Annotated in this window: 15 protein-coding genes; 3 read left to right on the plus strand and 12 right to left on the minus strand. The window is 44.7% G+C overall.

Translation table 11 applies throughout. The features are described 5' to 3' along the window. Positions 1-10 precede the first annotated feature (10 nt). From KNL20_RS10490 to KNL20_RS10520, 7 genes are all read right to left on the minus strand, one after another. Positions 11-910 (minus strand): carbohydrate ABC transporter permease, encoded by a 900-nt coding sequence (locus KNL20_RS10490; RefSeq protein ID WP_230397702.1) that lies wholly within the window; start codon positions 908-910, stop codon positions 11-13. Positions 911-967: 57 nt separating this feature from the next. Further along, on the minus strand, positions 968-2,269 hold the full coding sequence (locus tag KNL20_RS10495) for an ABC transporter substrate-binding protein (RefSeq protein ID WP_230397703.1): 1,302 nt from the start codon (positions 2,267-2,269) through the stop codon (positions 968-970). A 370-nt stretch (positions 2,270-2,639) separates the two neighbouring features. Continuing rightward, positions 2,640-3,473 (minus strand): sugar phosphate isomerase/epimerase family protein, encoded by an 834-nt coding sequence (locus tag KNL20_RS10500; RefSeq protein ID WP_230397704.1) that lies wholly within the window; start codon positions 3,471-3,473, stop codon positions 2,640-2,642. A gap of 27 nt (positions 3,474-3,500) precedes the next feature. After that, positions 3,501-4,328: a carbohydrate ABC transporter permease gene (locus KNL20_RS10505; protein WP_230397705.1), complete on the minus strand. Its 828-nt coding sequence runs from the start codon at positions 4,326-4,328 to the stop codon at positions 3,501-3,503. After that, positions 4,328-5,218 carry a carbohydrate ABC transporter permease gene (locus tag KNL20_RS10510; protein ID WP_230397706.1) on the minus strand — a complete coding sequence of 297 codons (891 nt, stop codon included), beginning with the start codon at positions 5,216-5,218 and terminating at the stop codon, positions 4,328-4,330. Before KNL20_RS10510 ends, KNL20_RS10505 begins: the two co-directional genes overlap by 1 nt. A 41-nt stretch (positions 5,219-5,259) precedes the next feature. After that, on the minus strand, positions 5,260-6,534 hold the full coding sequence (locus tag KNL20_RS10515; RefSeq protein ID WP_230397707.1) for an ABC transporter substrate-binding protein: 1,275 nt from the start codon (positions 6,532-6,534) through the stop codon (positions 5,260-5,262). A 28-nt stretch (positions 6,535-6,562) separates the two neighbouring features. After that, entirely contained in the window at positions 6,563-7,588 is a 1,026-nt protein-coding gene (locus KNL20_RS10520; RefSeq protein ID WP_230397708.1) for a Gfo/Idh/MocA family protein, read from the minus strand. A 482-nt stretch (positions 7,589-8,070) separates the two neighbouring features. Between KNL20_RS10520 and KNL20_RS10525 the strand changes: the two genes are divergently transcribed. Together KNL20_RS10525 and KNL20_RS10530 are read left to right on the plus strand one after the other, a co-directional pair. Beyond that, complete coding sequence (locus tag KNL20_RS10525) at positions 8,071-9,186, plus strand: ROK family transcriptional regulator (protein ID WP_230397709.1); 1,116 nt, start codon at positions 8,071-8,073, stop codon at positions 9,184-9,186. 63 nt (positions 9,187-9,249) lie between these two features. Then, positions 9,250-10,440: an ROK family transcriptional regulator gene (locus tag KNL20_RS10530; protein WP_230397710.1), complete on the plus strand. Its 1,191-nt coding sequence runs from the start codon at positions 9,250-9,252 to the stop codon at positions 10,438-10,440. 162 nt (positions 10,441-10,602) lie between these two features. Here the strand turns inward: KNL20_RS10530 and KNL20_RS10535 are convergent, their stop codons facing one another. The 3 genes from KNL20_RS10535 to KNL20_RS10545 form a co-directional block, all read right to left on the minus strand. Continuing rightward, complete coding sequence (locus KNL20_RS10535; protein WP_230397711.1) at positions 10,603-11,721, minus strand: aldo/keto reductase; 1,119 nt, start codon at positions 11,719-11,721, stop codon at positions 10,603-10,605. A 96-nt stretch (positions 11,722-11,817) separates the two neighbouring features. Beyond that, the gene (locus KNL20_RS10540; RefSeq protein WP_331468169.1) at positions 11,818-12,855 is read right to left on the minus strand and encodes a uroporphyrinogen decarboxylase family protein; all 1,038 of its coding nucleotides are present in this window, start codon (positions 12,853-12,855) and stop codon (positions 11,818-11,820) included. A 14-nt stretch (positions 12,856-12,869) separates the two neighbouring features. Continuing rightward, positions 12,870-14,273 carry an MFS transporter gene (locus KNL20_RS10545; RefSeq protein WP_230397713.1) on the minus strand — a complete coding sequence of 468 codons (1,404 nt, stop codon included), beginning with the start codon at positions 14,271-14,273 and terminating at the stop codon, positions 12,870-12,872. Between the two features lie 246 nt (positions 14,274-14,519). On the opposite strand from KNL20_RS10545, the gene KNL20_RS10550 reads away from it, so the two are divergent. Then, positions 14,520-15,980, plus strand: a complete 1,461-nt coding sequence (locus tag KNL20_RS10550) for a PucR family transcriptional regulator (protein WP_230397714.1) — start codon at positions 14,520-14,522, stop codon at positions 15,978-15,980. Here KNL20_RS10550 and KNL20_RS15995 read toward each other — a convergent pair. Next, the gene (locus KNL20_RS15995) at positions 15,973-16,311 is read right to left on the minus strand and encodes a penicillin-binding transpeptidase domain-containing protein (protein WP_329957460.1); all 339 of its coding nucleotides are present in this window, start codon (positions 16,309-16,311) and stop codon (positions 15,973-15,975) included. The genes KNL20_RS10550 and KNL20_RS15995 overlap by 8 nt on opposite strands. Next, the gene (locus tag KNL20_RS10555) at positions 16,260-18,053 is read right to left on the minus strand and encodes a penicillin-binding transpeptidase domain-containing protein (RefSeq protein WP_329957461.1); all 1,794 of its coding nucleotides are present in this window, start codon (positions 18,051-18,053) and stop codon (positions 16,260-16,262) included. The genes KNL20_RS15995 and KNL20_RS10555 overlap by 52 nt, the downstream gene beginning before the upstream one ends. Positions 18,054-18,077: the final 24 nt, after the last annotated feature.

Below are 18,077 nucleotides of genomic sequence, written 5' to 3' on the forward strand. Positions count from 1 at the left end.
AACCGCCTCTCTAATTGTAGAACACCCATTTTTTCTGCCCGATCATCTGAAATGCCGTAATAATCAAAGTTATCACGAGAAGCAGGATGACAATCGTAGAACCGTATCCCATATTCTTGTTAATAAAAGCATATTTATAGAACAGATATACTAAAGACTGGGTTTTCTCCAGTGCCGGGTTAGATTTATCCATAACCATATACATCAAGTCAAATACCTGTAACGCACTGATTATGCGGGTAACCAGTACAAAGAAAATCGTCGGGGATAACAGGGGAATCGTAATATAAAAGAAGCTCTTGACACCTGTAGCACCGTCAATCTCGGCCGCCTCATAAAAATCATGTGGTATTTCCTGCAGACCTGCTATGAACAATACCATATTGTAACCGATAATGGACCAGATTCCAATTACTGCAACAGAAAAAACTGCAATTTGAGGATCCGAGACCCATTTTACCTGTATAGGAAACACATTGTTAATCAGTCCGAAATCCGAGTTATACAGCCATCTCCAAACCATAGCGATTGCTGCTGGAGCCGCAACCATAGGAAGAAAGATAATTGTCCGATAAAATCCCCTTCCCCGCATCTTCCTGTTCAATAAAACTGCCAGAATCAGTGCAATAATAATAGAAAACGGAACTTCTACAATTGCATATTTAAACGTGTTGATTAATGACTGCCATACCTCCTTGTCACCGAATACCTGTGCATAATTGTCCAATCCGACAAAGACATTTCCCCTGCCGAAATCTCCGGTTTTGAAGAAGCTCTGGTACAGTGTCTGAAAAATCGGGATGATATTCAAAATCACAAGCCCAATCATGGTCGGAAGGATGAACAGCCACCCCCATAAAAACTCACTGCGTGCCCTCCCGGTCACTTTTCTTTTTTTCGTATTTGTCATGGCTTTCACTCCTTTTCCAAATACAGGCAGATTCTTCCGAACCTGCCTGTATTATATTTATTCGCCGGCCAGTTTTTCATTCATCTGTGCAGCCATTTCTTTACATGCCTCTTCCATGGTTTTATCTCCCGTGTAGACACTTTTCAGAATTTCGTTATCCTCATTTTCCCAGGTAACTGTAGTCTTGGAGTAAGGGCGGATTACCATGTCGTCCATCATGTTCAGATATGCCTGCAGATTGAAATCAGCAGACTTTGTCCATGCCTCTGAAGTTCCTTTGTAAGCAGACATCGTCACGCCCAACTCTGCCTGCTTTATCTGTGCTTCCTTGGAGCCCAGATATTCAATTAGCTGTTTCGCTTCCTCCGTATGCTTGCCATTCGCGGCTGCGGCCCAGCCAAGACCATTATATATGGAAGCCCTTCTTCCCGTAGCGGCACTCTTGGGAAGTTCAGCGATGTCACAATTCTCTGCCGTGTACTCATTATCGCGATATGCGGCCACCATCCATGAGCCCTGGAACACCATAGCAACCTTTCCGGACTGGAAAAGAACGTCCTCACTGTTCTCAGACATCGTTTCAATAGATGGCATCAGTCCCAGCTTAATCCATTCTTCCACCTGCTGCATCGCTTCGATTGTCTTGGGGTCATCCCATCCGGAGGTTTTCTTGTCATCGCTTATGATTGTTCCTCCGTTATCGTAGACCATGTTATAATAACCGGCCTGATTGTTATCGTTTCTAAGAGCCATACCATACTGGCTTCCATCCTCTTTCGTCAGCTTTTTCGCTGCTTCTGTTACATCATCCCAGGTCCAGTCCGCCGTCGGATATGCAACTCCCGCTTCATCGAACATTTTCTTGTTATACCAGAGGGCTATTGTATCTACATCCTTCGGAACGGCATAATACTTATCCTCATATGTATACAAGCCCCAGATATCAGACGGGTAATTCTCAGGATCTATCTTATCGCTGTCCTTAATCATATCCGTCAGATCCAAAAGCATATCGTTTGACATGTATCTCTGGCTTTCATTGGAATGCATCCAGAATACATCCGGAAGGGAGCCCCCCTGTGCACCTGCCTCAAGCATCGTCCAGTATTCGTCCCACTTTACGACAGAAACCTTTGTCTTTATCCCGGTCTCTTCTGTGAAATCCGCCAGTATTTCGCTGATACCCGGCTCTTGATTGGTATCCCATATCGATACAGAAAGTTCTGCATCGCCCGAACCCTGCTCGGATTTCCCATCTGATTTAGCGTTTCCGGATTCTCCTTTTCCTCCTCCACATGCGGTAAGTGACAGTACCATAACACATGCCATCGCCATCGCTGCTGCTTTTTTGAACTTCATACATTTTCCTCCTCTACATTCAAGATTCGTCAGTTTGACTGTTTTGTCGCACCACTTCTTGATTCATTTATTATAATTGTATATGGAATAATGTGAAATGGAGATATGTTTTTAGATTATGGCATAATGTTGTTTCTTGTGCTTTTGTTCTATTTTATAATCATTTCCTGCTCATTTTCTTGTGCTTTCCTAATGGAAATGCTCTTAATATTCCTGCTTCTTTTGTTTTTCCGTCATATTGACGAATACATTCTTACATATCCGTACCACATCACAGCTAAAATCCCTTACATTTTTCCATATGCCTGTAAAACACTGGAAAAGAGTAAGAGGCCGGTCATGAATCGACCGGCCTCTTACTCTTGAAGCGTTATTGCAGCAGTTCATCCAAAACTGCTTTTGCCATGATGATATCTTTCTTTTGTTCTTCTCCGGATATCTCCCGTTCAATTGTGATATCTCCTGTATATCCAATTTCTTTCAGCTTTTCAATAAATGCGGGATAGTTTACCTTCCCCTGACCAAGCGGAACTTCCTCGCCCAGCATATGACCATCTGTAGGATATCTGCCATCCTTTCCGTGTATCCCCATCACGTATTCTCCGAATACTTCCAGAGCATCTACAGGATTCGCTTTCCCATACATGATCAGATTGGCGGGATCCAGATTAATTCCCACATTACCCTTTCCAAGAGCCTTTTCAATATCCTGAATTGCTCTTTTGAGCGTAACCGGAGTTTCCTGTCCCGTTTCAAAAAGGAAATTCTGTCCATTCGCCTTGCACTGTCTTACCAATTCTTTCAAACACACCAGCACACCTGCATAGTTGGGATCGTAAGGATTTTCCGGCATATATCCCACGTGGGTTGCCACATCCTTTACATGAATCATCGCCGCAAAAGCAATTCCTTTCTCAAGCATCTTTACGCGTGCAAACCGGAAGCCTTCCGGTATCAGTCCCAACGTAAGCTGTCCGTCATAGAAATCCCATACCTTTGGCCCTTCCCATCCGCACCAGAATGCAGTGATATCTACCTGATGGTGCGCCGATGCAGCATTTACGGCGGCGGCGGTATCCTCATTCAGCAATTCTTTGTCCCAGCATACCAGCTGGCAGCTTTCCATCCCCATAGAACGCAGTTCTTCAAATTTCGCATCTATGTCTGTATCACGGAAAATTTCAATTAAAACTCCAACTCTCATCTCATTCCTCCATAATTTCTAGCATACTCAGCCTTTGACGGCTCCCGCCGTCACACCACCTACAATATGCTTCTGCATAAAGATAAAGAATACAAGACTGGGAATCATAGACATCACGATTCCAGGCAGGGCATGTTCCCAGTCTGCTGTCTGTGCCGAAAACTGCATGTAAAGTGCATTCTGGATATTCATGGCCTCTGCATTACCCCCGATAATCAATTGATTCGTAATGATATCGTTCCATGTGGCCAATGTATCAAGAACGATCACGGTTGTAAGAATCGGCTTTAACAGAGGCAGAACAATGTTAAAATAGGTTCTGACTTTACCCGCTCCGTCAATGCAGGCACACTCCTCCAGTTCAATCGGTACATTCTTGACAAAACCATGTATCATATAAACCGCCAGAGGCATACAAAGCCCCGCACTTACCAGTATATACCCCGCTCTGTTTCCTGTCAGACCCAGTTTTGCAACCAGTCTGGTCAGAGTAATCATGTAGGACTGGAACGGAACCATCATAGGCATGATGATGAGCACAAAGCAGACTCCTGATAATTTTCCCTTTGTCCTTGCCAGTTTATACGCCGCCATCGGAGCCAAAAGTGCTACAATCAATACCGTACACACCGTATACAAAAGTGTGTTGCCGATAAGCATGGGAAATTTAAATCTGGTCCAGGTCTCTAGATACATGTTCAGGCTCCAGCTTTCAGGAAGCGCCAGGAACTTCTGCAGCATGTCATTGTAAGGTTTGAACGAGTTAATGAAAATCAGCAGCAGAGGCATCAGCCAAAAGAGAGAGCATATAAATATAATCGCCGAAAGCGGGCTTATTTTCCTGACTTTTTTCATTATGCTTCTACCTCCTTGCTCTTCGTTACCTTAATCTGTATTACAGTGATAATCAATACAAAAACAACAAATACCAGAGACTTCGCAGTAGCCATACCATATCTGTTATTGACAAACGCTTCCTTATAGATATTATACGCTACAGAAATTGTAGAATTCGCAGGCCCGCCTTTGGTAAATACCATAATTACATCAAAGAGTTTGAATGCAAATGTCAGGGAAGTGAGCATACAGATGGAAATAGCCGGCATGATCATAGGGATTGTGATTTTCCTTAAAACCTGGAATTTACGGGCTCCATCTATTTTCGCCGCCTCAATCAGTTCTTTTGGCACAGCGATAATTCCGGCGATATAATTTACCATATAAAATCCCAGGTTCTGCCAAACCGTCATAAATACCACTACAAAAAATGCAAGCTTTCCGGTTCCCAGCCAGCTCCAGTTGAAAAACTCCCATCCTGTCACCTTGTACAAAGACTCAAATCCAGGACCCAGAATAAACTTCCAGATCAGGCTGATTGCGGTCAGGCTGATAATATAAGGAATATAGTAAAATGCACGTCCCACACTGGAACTCTTTTTTTCCTTCGACATAACGAGCGCCACCGTAAGCGACAGAATATTCACGATTATTACAAAGAATACCGAGAATTTAAGTGTAAACACTGCACTCTTCCAAAACAGCGCATCCTTCGTAAATATATTCACAAAATTCTGAAGTCCTACGAATTTCATGTCTTTACTGATTCCGTTCCATTCAAAAACAGAATAATAAAGATTCATCAGGAATGGCACATCCGTCGAAAAAAGAACAAATGCCACTGCCGGAAATACAAATAATGCGAAAATCAGTATCTCTTTTGCTTTTCCTTTGTTTTTTGCTTTCAATCCTCCAAACTCTCCTTTCTGCCGGCAGAAGTCACCTGTTCCTACTGTACAACCCAGCCATTCTGGAACTCTTCTGTCACCTGCTCCGCTGTCATATCGCCACTCATATAGGCCTGAAGCGCCGGCCCTACAATGTCAGCATAACCGTTTGGCTCTATGGTATGAATCCATCCATTCGTTTTTCCTTCACTTACATAAACGGACGCGTCATTGGCAAGCGCACCCTTTACTTCCTGTGTATTCTTTGCTCCGGGAACGGCACCGACACCTTCCGTCATCCACTTCAGCCCCTCCTCAGATGTCAGGATATATTCCAGGTATTCCTTTGCAAGATCCAGATGCTCAGAATCCTTATTCACAAGATAGGTCCAGTTACAGGAAGACAGTAATGTGACATCCTCCGGATTATCGCTTACCGGGCAGGGGAGAAATCCTAAGTTTGCATCCGGATTAAAGGAATCCAGCGTAGACTGGCACCAGTCGCCCATATGGATAATTGCAGCCTCGCCATTCGCCAGCATATTCTCACTTTTTTCCCAGTCAACTTCCAAAGGCTTGTCCGGTCCATATTTTACAGCCAGATCTAAAAATTTAAAAACATTCTGGAAGTTCTTCATATCTTTAAATTTTAAATCCCCGCTGTTAAGTTTTTCAACAACGCCCTTTGCATCCAGGGATTTGTCCATCATAAAGTGTGAGGAAAGCTGCTGCAGTACCCAGGATTCCTTCGCAGCCAGAGAAAATGCAGTAATTCCCGCCGCATCCAGTTTTTCACAGGCTTCCTCCAGCTCATCCATAGTCTTGGGAAGTTCCGTGATACCTGCTTTTTGAAAGAGATCCTTATTGTAAATCAGTCCCATATTTTCATATGTCCACGGCAGAGACATAATATTTCCGTCCGCATCTTTTCCTGTTTCCAGTGCCGCTTCATTGAACTTATCCAGCACCTCTTTGTCATTTGACCAGTCATAGGCATATTCATAGTATTTCTGGGCGGAGGTTCCTGCTTCCACGTCAAACACATCCGGAATATCACCGGAATTTACCCGGGATTGGAGTAATGTGTTGCTGTCATTCGCCGCATGCTGAACTTCAATTTTTACGCCGGGATGGGATTCCTCAAACTTCTTAGCCATATCTGCGTACTCGTCCAGACCATATGCATGCGCATCAAAAACCTTTAAGGTAATCTCCTTGCCGCTGTCAGATTTTTCAGACGAGCTCCCCTCCTTCGTGTCTGTACCTGCTCCGCCGCATGCTGCGAGACCAGTTACCAATACAGTTGTCATTGCAATTGCCAGTGTCCTTTTCCTCATTCCTTTTTCCTCCTTAATTTATATTTGGTTATTTTCTGCCTATATATTCCTTTGCCCGTTTCCACTCCGCTAAACCTTGTCTTACGGACTTGATTCCTTCTTCCAGCGGAGCAAGGTCAATTTCTCTTCCCTCTTGCAGGCACTGGATAAAATACTTGATTTCTGTGTAATAGGGACCCAGATTCGAGATATTGATTCCCGCCGAATCATCCTGTACATCATATTCCCGAACCAGTTCCGGATACTCAACGGTACCATCATTTTTATAGACTGCCAGAGGTTTTTCGTTCCGGCCTTTAAAAACAATACTGGCCTCTTCAAAGCATGCATGAAAGCTGGCTTCAAACGGGAGTGCTGAACTGGTATCCCATATACCTTCTGTCACGGCAAACACTTTTCCGAACTCATATGTCGTGAAAATCTGATTCACCATGCCGCTGGCAAAGGCAGTAGCCCTCACATCAAAGGAATCCGGTTCTCCCAGCATGTATCTTAGAAAATCCAAATCATGTACATGCAGATCCAAAACAACCGAGCCGCTCTCCTCTTCCTGATGAAACCAGTCCTCGTATCCCCAGGCTGCATCTCCGCTTATCCGCTGCATCGTGATGGATTTCAGTTCCCCATACCGGCCTGTATCGTAGCTTTCTTTCAGATAACGATACTCGCTGAAGGAACGGACCACCTGTCCTACCATGACCTGAACCTGATTTCTTGCTTTCGCTTCCAGCAGTTTTTCCGCCTCTTCCTCTGTCAGACATACAGGCTTTTCAACGAAAACCTGTATTCCCTTATTCATCGCTGCCACCGCATGCTCCGTATGCAGATAACTTGGAAGACAAATATGTACACTGTCTAACTTCTCATGTTTCAAAAGCTCCATCCCCGTCTCATACAGCTTCGCATCCGGCCATTGCTCCGCAGCTTTTTTAAGAAATTCCGGTCTGCAGTCCGCAAGGGCGGTAACCTCCACATTCATCGTGGATGACAACGCTTTCAACGAAAGATTATGGGTCGTCCCCATCCCCCCGCATCCTATCAATCCCACTTTCATTTCATCATCCTCTTTTCATTTAGTTTGTTCAGTGACCTTACTATTAGATTAAAAATATAAAGCTTTCTTGACGCATTTGTCAATATCAGCTTTCCTGTAATGTAAGAATCATGTTTTTTATAGCTATACAATAGCATTGACTGACATATCTGTCAATACATTTTTTAATCTATATCCTTTATAATAAACTGTTTGTAATTTATAAACAATTATTGGCTTTGTTTTTATGTATATTTTACATACATCCCTCTTTTTCCTTTGATATTACAATCTGTTTCGCTTTATATTGCTTATATTTTTCAGAATTCAGCATGCAATTGCAATTTTCTCTTTATTTCTTTCAATTGGGGGACAAAAATACTTGTGCTTGCATATATTTCACTTTTATGATAGCATTTTATTAATAAGGTCCCTTAATTATATTCTCTTAAGGAGGTGAGTTTACGAAGATTCTGGCACAACAGATTATAAAAAACGCCAATATGAAATCTCTGTATTCCTCTATTGCAATAGAAGGCGGAATTTCGCGCACAATGCTGGCAAGACAGACTCACCTCAGCAAAACCACCGTATCCACCCTGGTGGATGAGTTAATTGATCTGAATTTTATTGTAGATGAGGGTGTCTCCTATTCTGACAACGTAGGAAGAAAACCAAATTGTCTGAAACCCAGGAGCGGTCAGTATTATGTAATTGTCCTAAGATGGATTGAGCATACTGCAGAAGCTCATGTTGTGGACATTACCGGATTTACGCTCTACACCACAAAACTGCATCTGGAGCAGGGGGAGTCCTATATTTCTCTTTCCCAATCCTGTGTATACAATGATATCCTGAAACAATTTCCCTCCGGGCGCATTCTCGGCATCTGCATCGTGGTATCGGCCATGATTGATGCCGCCCATAACGAGATTTACTCTACGACACTGAGCCTGGGAGCAGGCAGGAGCGCAAATCTGATTCATGATTTATACACTGCCTTCCCCAATTATCCGGTAGCCTTACTGGAGGATACAGCATGCTATGCTTATGCCGAGAAGGTCTATGCCCGTATCAGTCAGGATAATTTTGCATTTATCAACTTTGGCAGGGGCATTGGTGCCACGATTTTTATTGATGGGAAAATGCTGGGAAAAGCCAGCGGTTCTGTCACTCAATTCGGACACTATACGGTCGATCCACACGGTCCTCTCTGTGCCTGTGGAAATCATGGCTGTCTGGAATCCATGCTTTCAGAAGGGCAGCTCAAGATAAGTTTTGAGGAACTGGGTGCTGCTGCACAGCATAAAGATCCTGCAGCCATTCACACACTGCGGAGGATGGCAAAGTTCCTGGCTCTCGCCTTAAGCAATCTGATCTGTATTGTAAATCCTGAACTTATTATTTTAGGTGGAAAGGGGCAGTATCTGGGTAACTTATTTCTGGAAGAGGTTAAGTGCTCTCTAAAAGATGTGGGATTTCGCAGAATGGTAGATGGTTCGGACATCCGATACTCCACGCTCCACAGTGATGCCTGCCTGAATGGGGCCATGAAGTACTTTTTTGACACATACTATTCATTCCTGGAGCCCCACCTGCCTGCATTCTATATTGGGTAAAAAAGTGGTTGTAAAGAATTTTACATCTGCGTGCTGTGAAGCATGCACAGAATAGAGGTTATTATGAAACTTGTAAATCAACAATTAATTAAAAATACCAATTTAAAGCAGCTATACAATTCCATATACCAGAATCCAGGGATTTCAAGAGCACAGCTTGCCAAGGATTCCCATCTGAGCAAGACTGCCGTATCCTCTCTGGTGGATGAATTAATTGCCACCCGGTTCATCTATGACTCCGGTACAAGCGGAAGTACCAATGTGGGGCGTAAGCCCAACAGCCTGATGCTTAAGGCTGAACAATACTATGTGACAGTCTTTTTCCTTGAAGAACAAAAGCTGAATGCCGCTCTGGTCGATATCACAGGGGCTTCCTCCTTCTATATGGAGCTCTCTTCCCCTGACGGATATGCGCCAAAATGCCGGGAATATGTATATGATACAGTGCTTCAGCAGATTCAGATAGAGCAGCTCCTTGGAATCTGTGTTGTCGTACCCGCCATGATAGACCCGGATAAACGGGAGATTTTCGCAACCACCTTAAATCTTCCCGAAAAAGATTTTGTGGGAGAGATACAGCGAGCCTTCCCCGACTTTTCTGTCGCTGTCCTAAACGATACCGCCTGTTTCGCCTATGCGGAAAAAGTCTACACCCAGATTACGGAAAAGGATTTCGCTTTCATCAACTTCGGGAAGGGCATCGGTGCCACACTTTTTATTCATAATGAGATGCTGGGGCATGCCTGTGCATCCTATACACAGTTTGGTCACTATTCCATCAATCCCAAAGGGAAGCTGTGTTCCTGCGGAAACAGAGGATGTCTGGAACTAATGATTGGAGAGGACTCTCTGAAAGAAAGAATTGCCCGGATTGGAAGCAGTCCGGCCTTAAAAAACACAGACTCCATTACCTATGCAGACCTCGGACAGGCCAGTGTGTATGGAGATGTTGCATCCCGTAAGGTGATTCATGATATAGCCTATGAATTTTCCCTGGCTTTGTGCAACCTGATCTGCATCGTCCACCCCAAGCTGATCATCATCGGCGGCAAAGGAAAGGATCTGGGGCCACAGTTTCTTCGGGAAATTCAAAAATGCCTGGACACCACAGGCTTTCGACGCATGGTGGACTCTGTCAGCGTCAGATACAGCCAGCTCGACTCCAGTGCACTTTATAACGGGGCGATGAAATATTTTTTTGATATTCACTATAACTTTACACAGGATATGGAAGGGAGTTTTTTTATCGGATAAATCTCCTGTCTGCAATAGCAAAAAGAAAGCAGGACATGTTCCATTGTTTCAGAACATATCCTGCTGCTTTAAAATACCAAAGTATGCAAGGAAAGCTGCCGGTGGCAGGTTTTCTGTATACCAAAGTATGCAAGGAAAGCTGCCGGTGGCAGGTTTTCTGTATTAAGCAAATGTCTCCGTTAACTCCGCCATTAAAGTGCTGATTCCTATATGCTGCGGACAGGCCTTCTCACACCGCAGACATTTGACACAGGCATCTGCCTTTGTTTCCAATTCAGCGTATGCCTTCTTTGCTTTCTCCTCCCCCGAAACCGCTGTACTGTTATAGACGGCAAAGATGCCGGGAATGTCAATACCTGATGGGCAGGGCATACAGTATCCACATCTGGTACATCTCACAAGTGCCATCGTATCAAAGATTTTCTTTGCTTTTGGATAGATTTCCCATTCCTTTTCACTCAACATTCCCACAGATGAACGATCCGCATATTTCAGATTATCTTCCACTTGCTTTTCATCGCTCATACCACTCAATAAAAGGCTGACCTCCGGCTGATCCCACAAGAAGTCCAGAGCCCATTCCACGGGTGTCTTTTCTTTTGGAAAAACATCAGCCAAATGAGGGGCGACATCGGCCAGTCTTCCTCCGCGTAAAGGCTCCATAATTACTACACCCAGCCCTTTATCCGCAGCATAACGCAATCCTTCCACTCCGGCCTGATATTCCACATCCACATAGTTATACTGGATTTGACAAAACTCCCAGTCCTCATAGTAGTCGATAATGTCCTTAAATACTTCCAGTTCGTCATGGAAGGAAAATCCTATATGTCTGATTTTGCCGGCAGCTTTAGCTTTTTCCATGTGTTTTATCAGATTATACTTCTTGACAATCTCTTCCATACGCTGCCGGTCCAAACCGTGCAGCAGGTAGAAGTCAATATGCTCCACTTGCAGCCTTTCCAGCTGTTCCTCCAGATATGTATCAAAATCTTCTTCTTTTTTTATCAGCCAGACCGGACATTTATCGGCTATATATACTTTTTCCCGGTAACCGTCCTGAAGAGCCTCCCCCAGAAGCCCCTCACTTTCTCCGTCATGATAGGGATAGGCTGTATCCATATAGTTCACTCCATTGTCAATAGACTGCCTGATCATACTAATCGCCCGTTCGCGGTCAATTACATTCTTTTCCCCCTGTTTTTTCATAGGGAAACGCATGCAGCCAAACCCCAGTGCGGATACTTCTATTCCTGTCTTTCCAAATTTACGATACTTCATGATACCGCCTTCCTTTCATCCTGTATTTATAGAAGAATTATACTATATTTTTATGGATTTGTCAGCAGGCGGTATCATCGAAGTGGCCGGTCATCCTTACTGTTTTTTCAGATAAAATGCATCTCCATAACGGTATACCTCATCAAATAATATACCGTTCTTTCGAATCATCTCCTGGTCATCCAGAGCTCCCAGATAACCTCCGCACCAGCAAAATCCCCCGCCTGGCGCATACTGATCCATAGTGTCACGAACAGACTGCCGGATTTCCTCTTCCGTTACGTCAGGTTCTGCCAGCCGGTTCCGGGCATCCCAGCAGCCCATTAAAACGATTTTGTTCCCATACTTTTCTTGAATCCCTTTCAAATCATTACACGTCTGCGCCGGATCCCATGCATTGATACCGATGGAAAGCCAGTCGTCTATAAATCCTTCTGCTTTTCCGCAGTCATGCATAGTAATCGGTATTCCTGCATCACGGCCGAATTTGGCCTGGCGGTCATGGAAGGGTAATACCAGCTCCCGGTACATCTCTGTGGAAATAAAAGGAGCTCTCCAGGTCGCCGTATCGTCCATCATGGTCAGCACATCCGGCTGTACGTATGGCATAATCTGTCTGGTTACCTCCGTGTAAAAATCACACATATAATCAAACAGGGCATACACCTCTTCCGGCTCCTCAAACATCGCACAGAGACCTTCTGTAAAGCCCATGAATGCCATCAGATTCTGAAAATAGCCCACGTGAAGATTCAGCGCTATGGCACTGTCCTCTCTGTTTACGCCCATCCTGTAAAACCCTTCCAGCTGCCTTTTCGCCATCGCCTCCCAGTCGACGCCTTCCAGGGAAGGCGCCTTTATTACATCCCTCCAATGCCGAATATCATCCAATATAAATTCTCCGGGTTTGGGAAGTAATGCCCCACCCGTTTCCCTGGTTGGGACATAGGTAACTCCCCAGCAATCCTTACCTCCTCCTTTGAAGCGGAATTCCGCCAGAATCTCCGGCTCCAGCATACAGGAAGTGCATGGGCGCACCTGACCGGGCATGGGCCCGAAGTTGTAAGTGGGTACCCACTCCGGCTGTTCTCCCCTTAATGTCATCAGATAATTTGTTTTTTCCGTAAGCTTCACTACAATCATCCTCCTTAGCTTATCCGCTGCTCTGCCAAATTCGATTTTGCTGCTGCTTTTTTTGCATTTTCTTCCGCATACATCTGTGCATCGTGATCCGTGATTTTATAGCCGATTCCCATAACCAGGGCCCCAAACAGTACCAGAGCCGCAGGAAGAATACCCATAAGGATAAGAAATCTGTTCTGGAAAACAGAATCCACATGCATGTGTGCCTGATAGCCAATAAACGTCAGACCATAAGTGGCTATTGCTCCACCCAATGCCATACCAATCTTCATAGGAACTGAAAACATTGAAATTGCCACATCCCTGGCGTCCTTTCCTGTTCTATACAGATAATATTCACCACAATCTACAAAATAGTTGGCTCCAAAGCTTGTGAACATATAAATGGCCGCCCCGCCTCCTGCTGCAAACAGCGTATAGAGAATCCAGCTTGCTCCTGCAATAAACAGACATGCACAGGTAGCTGCATATATAACGAATCCGGTCACCATAGCCTTTTTCTTTCCGAGCCTTCCACCCAGCTTTGGCATAATCAGTGATGCGATAAATCCTGTGATCATCGACACAGTCATAGAATAGGACATTTTCATAAAGTCACCTACAAGGTAGGTAAAATAATAGGCTCCCAGATTAGAAAATATATAAAGAGCCACGTAATAGATCGTATAGGAAATAAATACTACCAGCAGTTGTTTATTTCTGATTACTGACTTTACCATATCCATCACTGTCACGGTGGATACCGGTCTTCCTCCCTGTCCTGTCCTCACTGCCGGATCACAGTCCTTGCACAGATTGGATACCATCCGACAGCCAAAGATATAAGGAATAGCAAACACCACTGAAACCGCCAGATAAGCGTTGCCTCCTCCTACAATCGGAGAAAGAAGGGTAACCAGCGGAATCGTACATGCGGAAAATATCAACATAGCTATACAAGAGAATTGTGCACCCCTTGTGCTCAGGCGGAATCTGTCACTTAGATTAGCACCTGCCAGCGCCGGCCCCAGTCCATAGTATGCATTGGTTGTAAAGCTCATACTTACGTTCATCAGCATATAGCCGATAAATGACACTCCAATGCGAAATGCCAGTGGCCAGGAACTTGTATCAAAGAAAGAACATACCAGTGAAAAAATAATAACCCAGCGCAGGATCAGCAGCCAGGAACGGTATTTTCCCCAGGGCAGACGGGCCTTTTCTATAATACCTCCGCAGATAATTCCCACAAGCAAATCAATCACCCTTGCAACAAGAAGTGTTGTGGCTACAATTCCTGTGGGGATTCCGATGTAATCTGTCATGAAGATAGTTACGTATGTCATCTGTACCATCGCAGCCAGTGAAGAGGCAAAGAAATAAAATCCATACCGGTTCACCTGTGACTTAGATAAACTCTTTTCTGTCATGAACAAACCCTCTACTATTATTTCCTTTACTTTTATTCTATCTTCTCCCCTTATTATACGTCATGTATAGACAGTACGAATTTTCTTTAAATTTTATCTGACTATTTGTACGAATCATTCTTTATAAAAAGGCATAAGTATGTTAGAATAGCATATATGACGCTACAGTTCGGCCGTGCAAACTTTAATGCAATCAGTTTAACGGCTGAGCTGTAACTATGTGAGAATGACAAAGGGGCCTTAAAAATGAAACTTAGTATGTGGATGCTGGCAAACCGCCTTTCTTCCCTGGATTTGGTTCTGAATATTGCAGATGATGCAAAGCCGATACTGAAAAGTGCCCGGCGGGTATACGCTACGAACTGTGTTCATGTTTACCAGGAGGGACACGATGTAATCTGTAATGGTGAGGGTGATACGATTCGAATAAAAGACATGCCGGTTACAGAGGCATTTGAACTTGTACAATATGTGTTTGATTTTTACGAAGACTGGTATTCAGAAGTGGTAGAACTGATTAAATCCGGGAATTATCCGGAAGCAGTCAACAGCTGCTGGTCCGTCTTTCATAACCCCATCATGTTGTTTGACGGTAACTGTAAATTATTGGGGATTACCGAACAGTATACGGCCGATGAGATGGATGATGAATGGCGGTATCTGTTAGCCTACGGCTATTCCTCTATGCGGGCCATCAGCTATATCAAATTTCAGCATGCAAACAGAGATTTCACCAAAAGCGGCATGCAGCGTTTTGATTTTAAGGGTGATCTGTGCTATCCCGGCATCACTTACAGCCTTTATTTTAATGAAATACTATGTGGCAGAATCAATGTTCTTGAAAAAGACCGTCCCTTAAATCCCGGTGATTTCCAGCTGCTGGAGCTGCTGGCAGACATTTTAAAAGTATATCTGGCCGAACAAAGCAAAACCTCCCGCCAAGGTACAAATATGGATTTTTTCCATCTTCTTCTGACAGGTGTCCATGTGGATGATGAACAGTTAGAGCTTCTGCTAAGTTATCCACGATGGAAAAAGGAAGATCTTTACCAGATTTATATTGCACAGATGACTTCTCCGAGTCTGGGGAAAGACCAGATGAATATATTGTCCCACACCATCGAGCAGCAGATGCAGCAATGTGTAATTATACGAAAATATCCAAACATCATCGTCCTTTGCAATCTCTCACGCTATCAGGGACTGCCGCCTCTGGATATTCTGACAAGATTGGCAGACAGTGCTGAAATTCATCTCTCCTGCAGCCTTCCCGGAGTCGGAATCATCAATATTCACTATCTGATGAATCAGGCTCTGGCTGCTCTGGGCTATGGCAGACTGCAGTTTCCGGGCAAGAGATTTCATGAATTCTATCAATATGCTATGGATTACATCATTGAAGCAAAGAACCTGTCGGATTGCATACATGCCTGCCATCCGGATGTACTGGCACTGTGGAAGCACCGCAGGGATTCCAACGATTACAAATTTGATACGCTAAAGGCGTATCTCAACAATGAACGCTCTCTGGTTAATACCGCACAGGCACTGTATGTTCACCGCAATACACTGGTTTACCGCGTCCGGAGACTGACGGAATTCCTCCATTACAATCTGGATGATGTTTACACCAGAGATTACATGAAGCTCTCCATACGGACGTTAGAGCTGTACGAACAGAAATTAAAATCCGGAGAAACTAATTGACTGAACCGCTCACCCGAAACCATTGTTCCAGCACAGTTTTCGTCTTATCCACTACATATCCGCTCCCGCCCCGGTCTTTTACATCTTCTACCATGGAAATCAGCAGTAATGGATTTTCCATGGCGGGATCAGTAGTAAATACATTAAACCACCCCAGCTCTGTACCAGAGGTATCTTCTTTGGATGCTTTTATTTCCGCTGTACCTGTTTTTCCTGCCAGAGGAATCCCTTCTATCCTGGCATTGTGTCCGGTTCCGCCCGGATTTTCAATCACTTGAACTAAATCTTCCTGCACGGTCCTGGCTGCTTCCGGTGTAAATGCATCTTCCACCCAGGTTCCCCCTGCTGCTCCTTCTCATATTCCAACCGGGGACGAATCATCTTTCCGTCATTGACAAATGCTGTATATATACCCGCCATATGAAGCGGATTCACAAGCATCCGCCCCTGTCCGTAACCGCTGTCGGCCAGGGTTATTTCATCCCCCAGCCCTCCGCTGTCATTCTCATACTGCGATTTCTTCATCACAATATCAAAGGGGATGTCAGTCCCGAATCCCAGCCGGTTCAGCTGCTCCGTCAGTGTGTCTTGCCCTATCTTGAGCACAGCCTTTGCAAAATAGATATTATCTGAATATATCAATGCATTTTCCAGATTAGAAGGTCCCTCATAGGTATGTAAGGTAGTAATCTCATAATTCCCCCAGCTGTCATCCTTCTTCCAACTGCTGACAGCAGGTCCCAAATCCTCATCAGCTCCCAAAGTACCGGTACTAAGTCCAATTCCACCTATAATTGGCTTCAGTGCGGAGCCTGGAACCCAGGATGCGCGAAACCGGTTATACATTGGCTGTCTCTCATCATCATTCAATTCTTTCCACTTTTTCTCAGACATGCCCAGGATAAAATCATTATCGTCATATCCGGGCGCACTGACAAGCGCCAATATCTCTCCGGTATAAGGATTCATGGCCACACTTGCTGCCTGATCCCCGGCATATGCCTCATAGAGCATGGTCTGGAGATTGGAGTCAATAGTGGTTATGATATCCTCTCCGTCTTTGACCTCCCGGGATACCAGGATCTCTTTATTCTCCCCTGCCTCATCCTGAATCCAGATCTTACATCCATCTGCCCCGTGAAGTCTCTCTTCATATAAGGACTCCAGACCGCTTTTCCCCAGCCTGCTCTGGGCAGTATAGCCTTTCCCGGAACGTTCTTTCAGCTCTTCGGCACTGATACTTTGAATATAGCCCACCAGCAAGGAGGCCTTTTCTCCCAGGGGATATACTCTGTCTTCTGCATCTGATATCATCACACCCGGGATTTCAAGAAGCTGGTTCTGCAAGGCCAGTTCCTGTGACTGGGCTGCTTCCTCCGCCGACATCAGCGGAGATACTTTCTTCAGACTTTTCACCGGAACAAAGCTGCCTTTTGTAACCCATCCCGCATCCAGCTTCTTTTGAATGCTCTCCGTCGATACGTCCAAAAGCTCCGCCAGCCGCTTCAAATCTGCGGCCGAATCCTCACGCATCTTCTCCGGCACCAATCCAACGGAAGAGACCTGACCGTCTCCTGCCAGCAGCGATCCCTCCCGGTCAAAGATATTGCCGCGATGGGCCGCCTCAGCGGATACCCTTACCTTATCGGTCCTTAGCAGGTCTGGGAAGATAATGCTGTCATCCCACTGCAGATAATATTTTCCGCCCTCCTTTGAAAATGAAGCCTGATTTTGAAAAGTCAGAGTTCCCGCCACTGTTTCCATGCTGGTCTCGTATTTCAAAGCTTTATTTTTCTCATCTGAAAGGATCGAAACCTTGATGTCCGCAGCCTCAATTCCTTCATAGATGTTTTGATTCCGTTCTATAAAAGTTTCTTGATCGACATAAGCTTTGCTTTGCTCGTCCAGCAGCTCATACATCTGCTTATACTTTCCCTTTTCAATATCCTGCATGTAATCTGTCAGGACCTGAGCTCTTGTCTGCGAATGGGTATACCGGAACCAAAAAGCCCCACCGGCGGCCACAACCACAAGTGCCGCAATACCCACAGATATAATAACTTTTTTCTTCATGATTGCCACCTCTTTGCATTCACG

The sequence above is a fragment of the Novisyntrophococcus fermenticellae genome (assembly GCF_018866245.1).
GTDB classification, from domain to species: domain Bacteria; phylum Bacillota; class Clostridia; order Lachnospirales; family Lachnospiraceae; genus Novisyntrophococcus; species Novisyntrophococcus fermenticellae.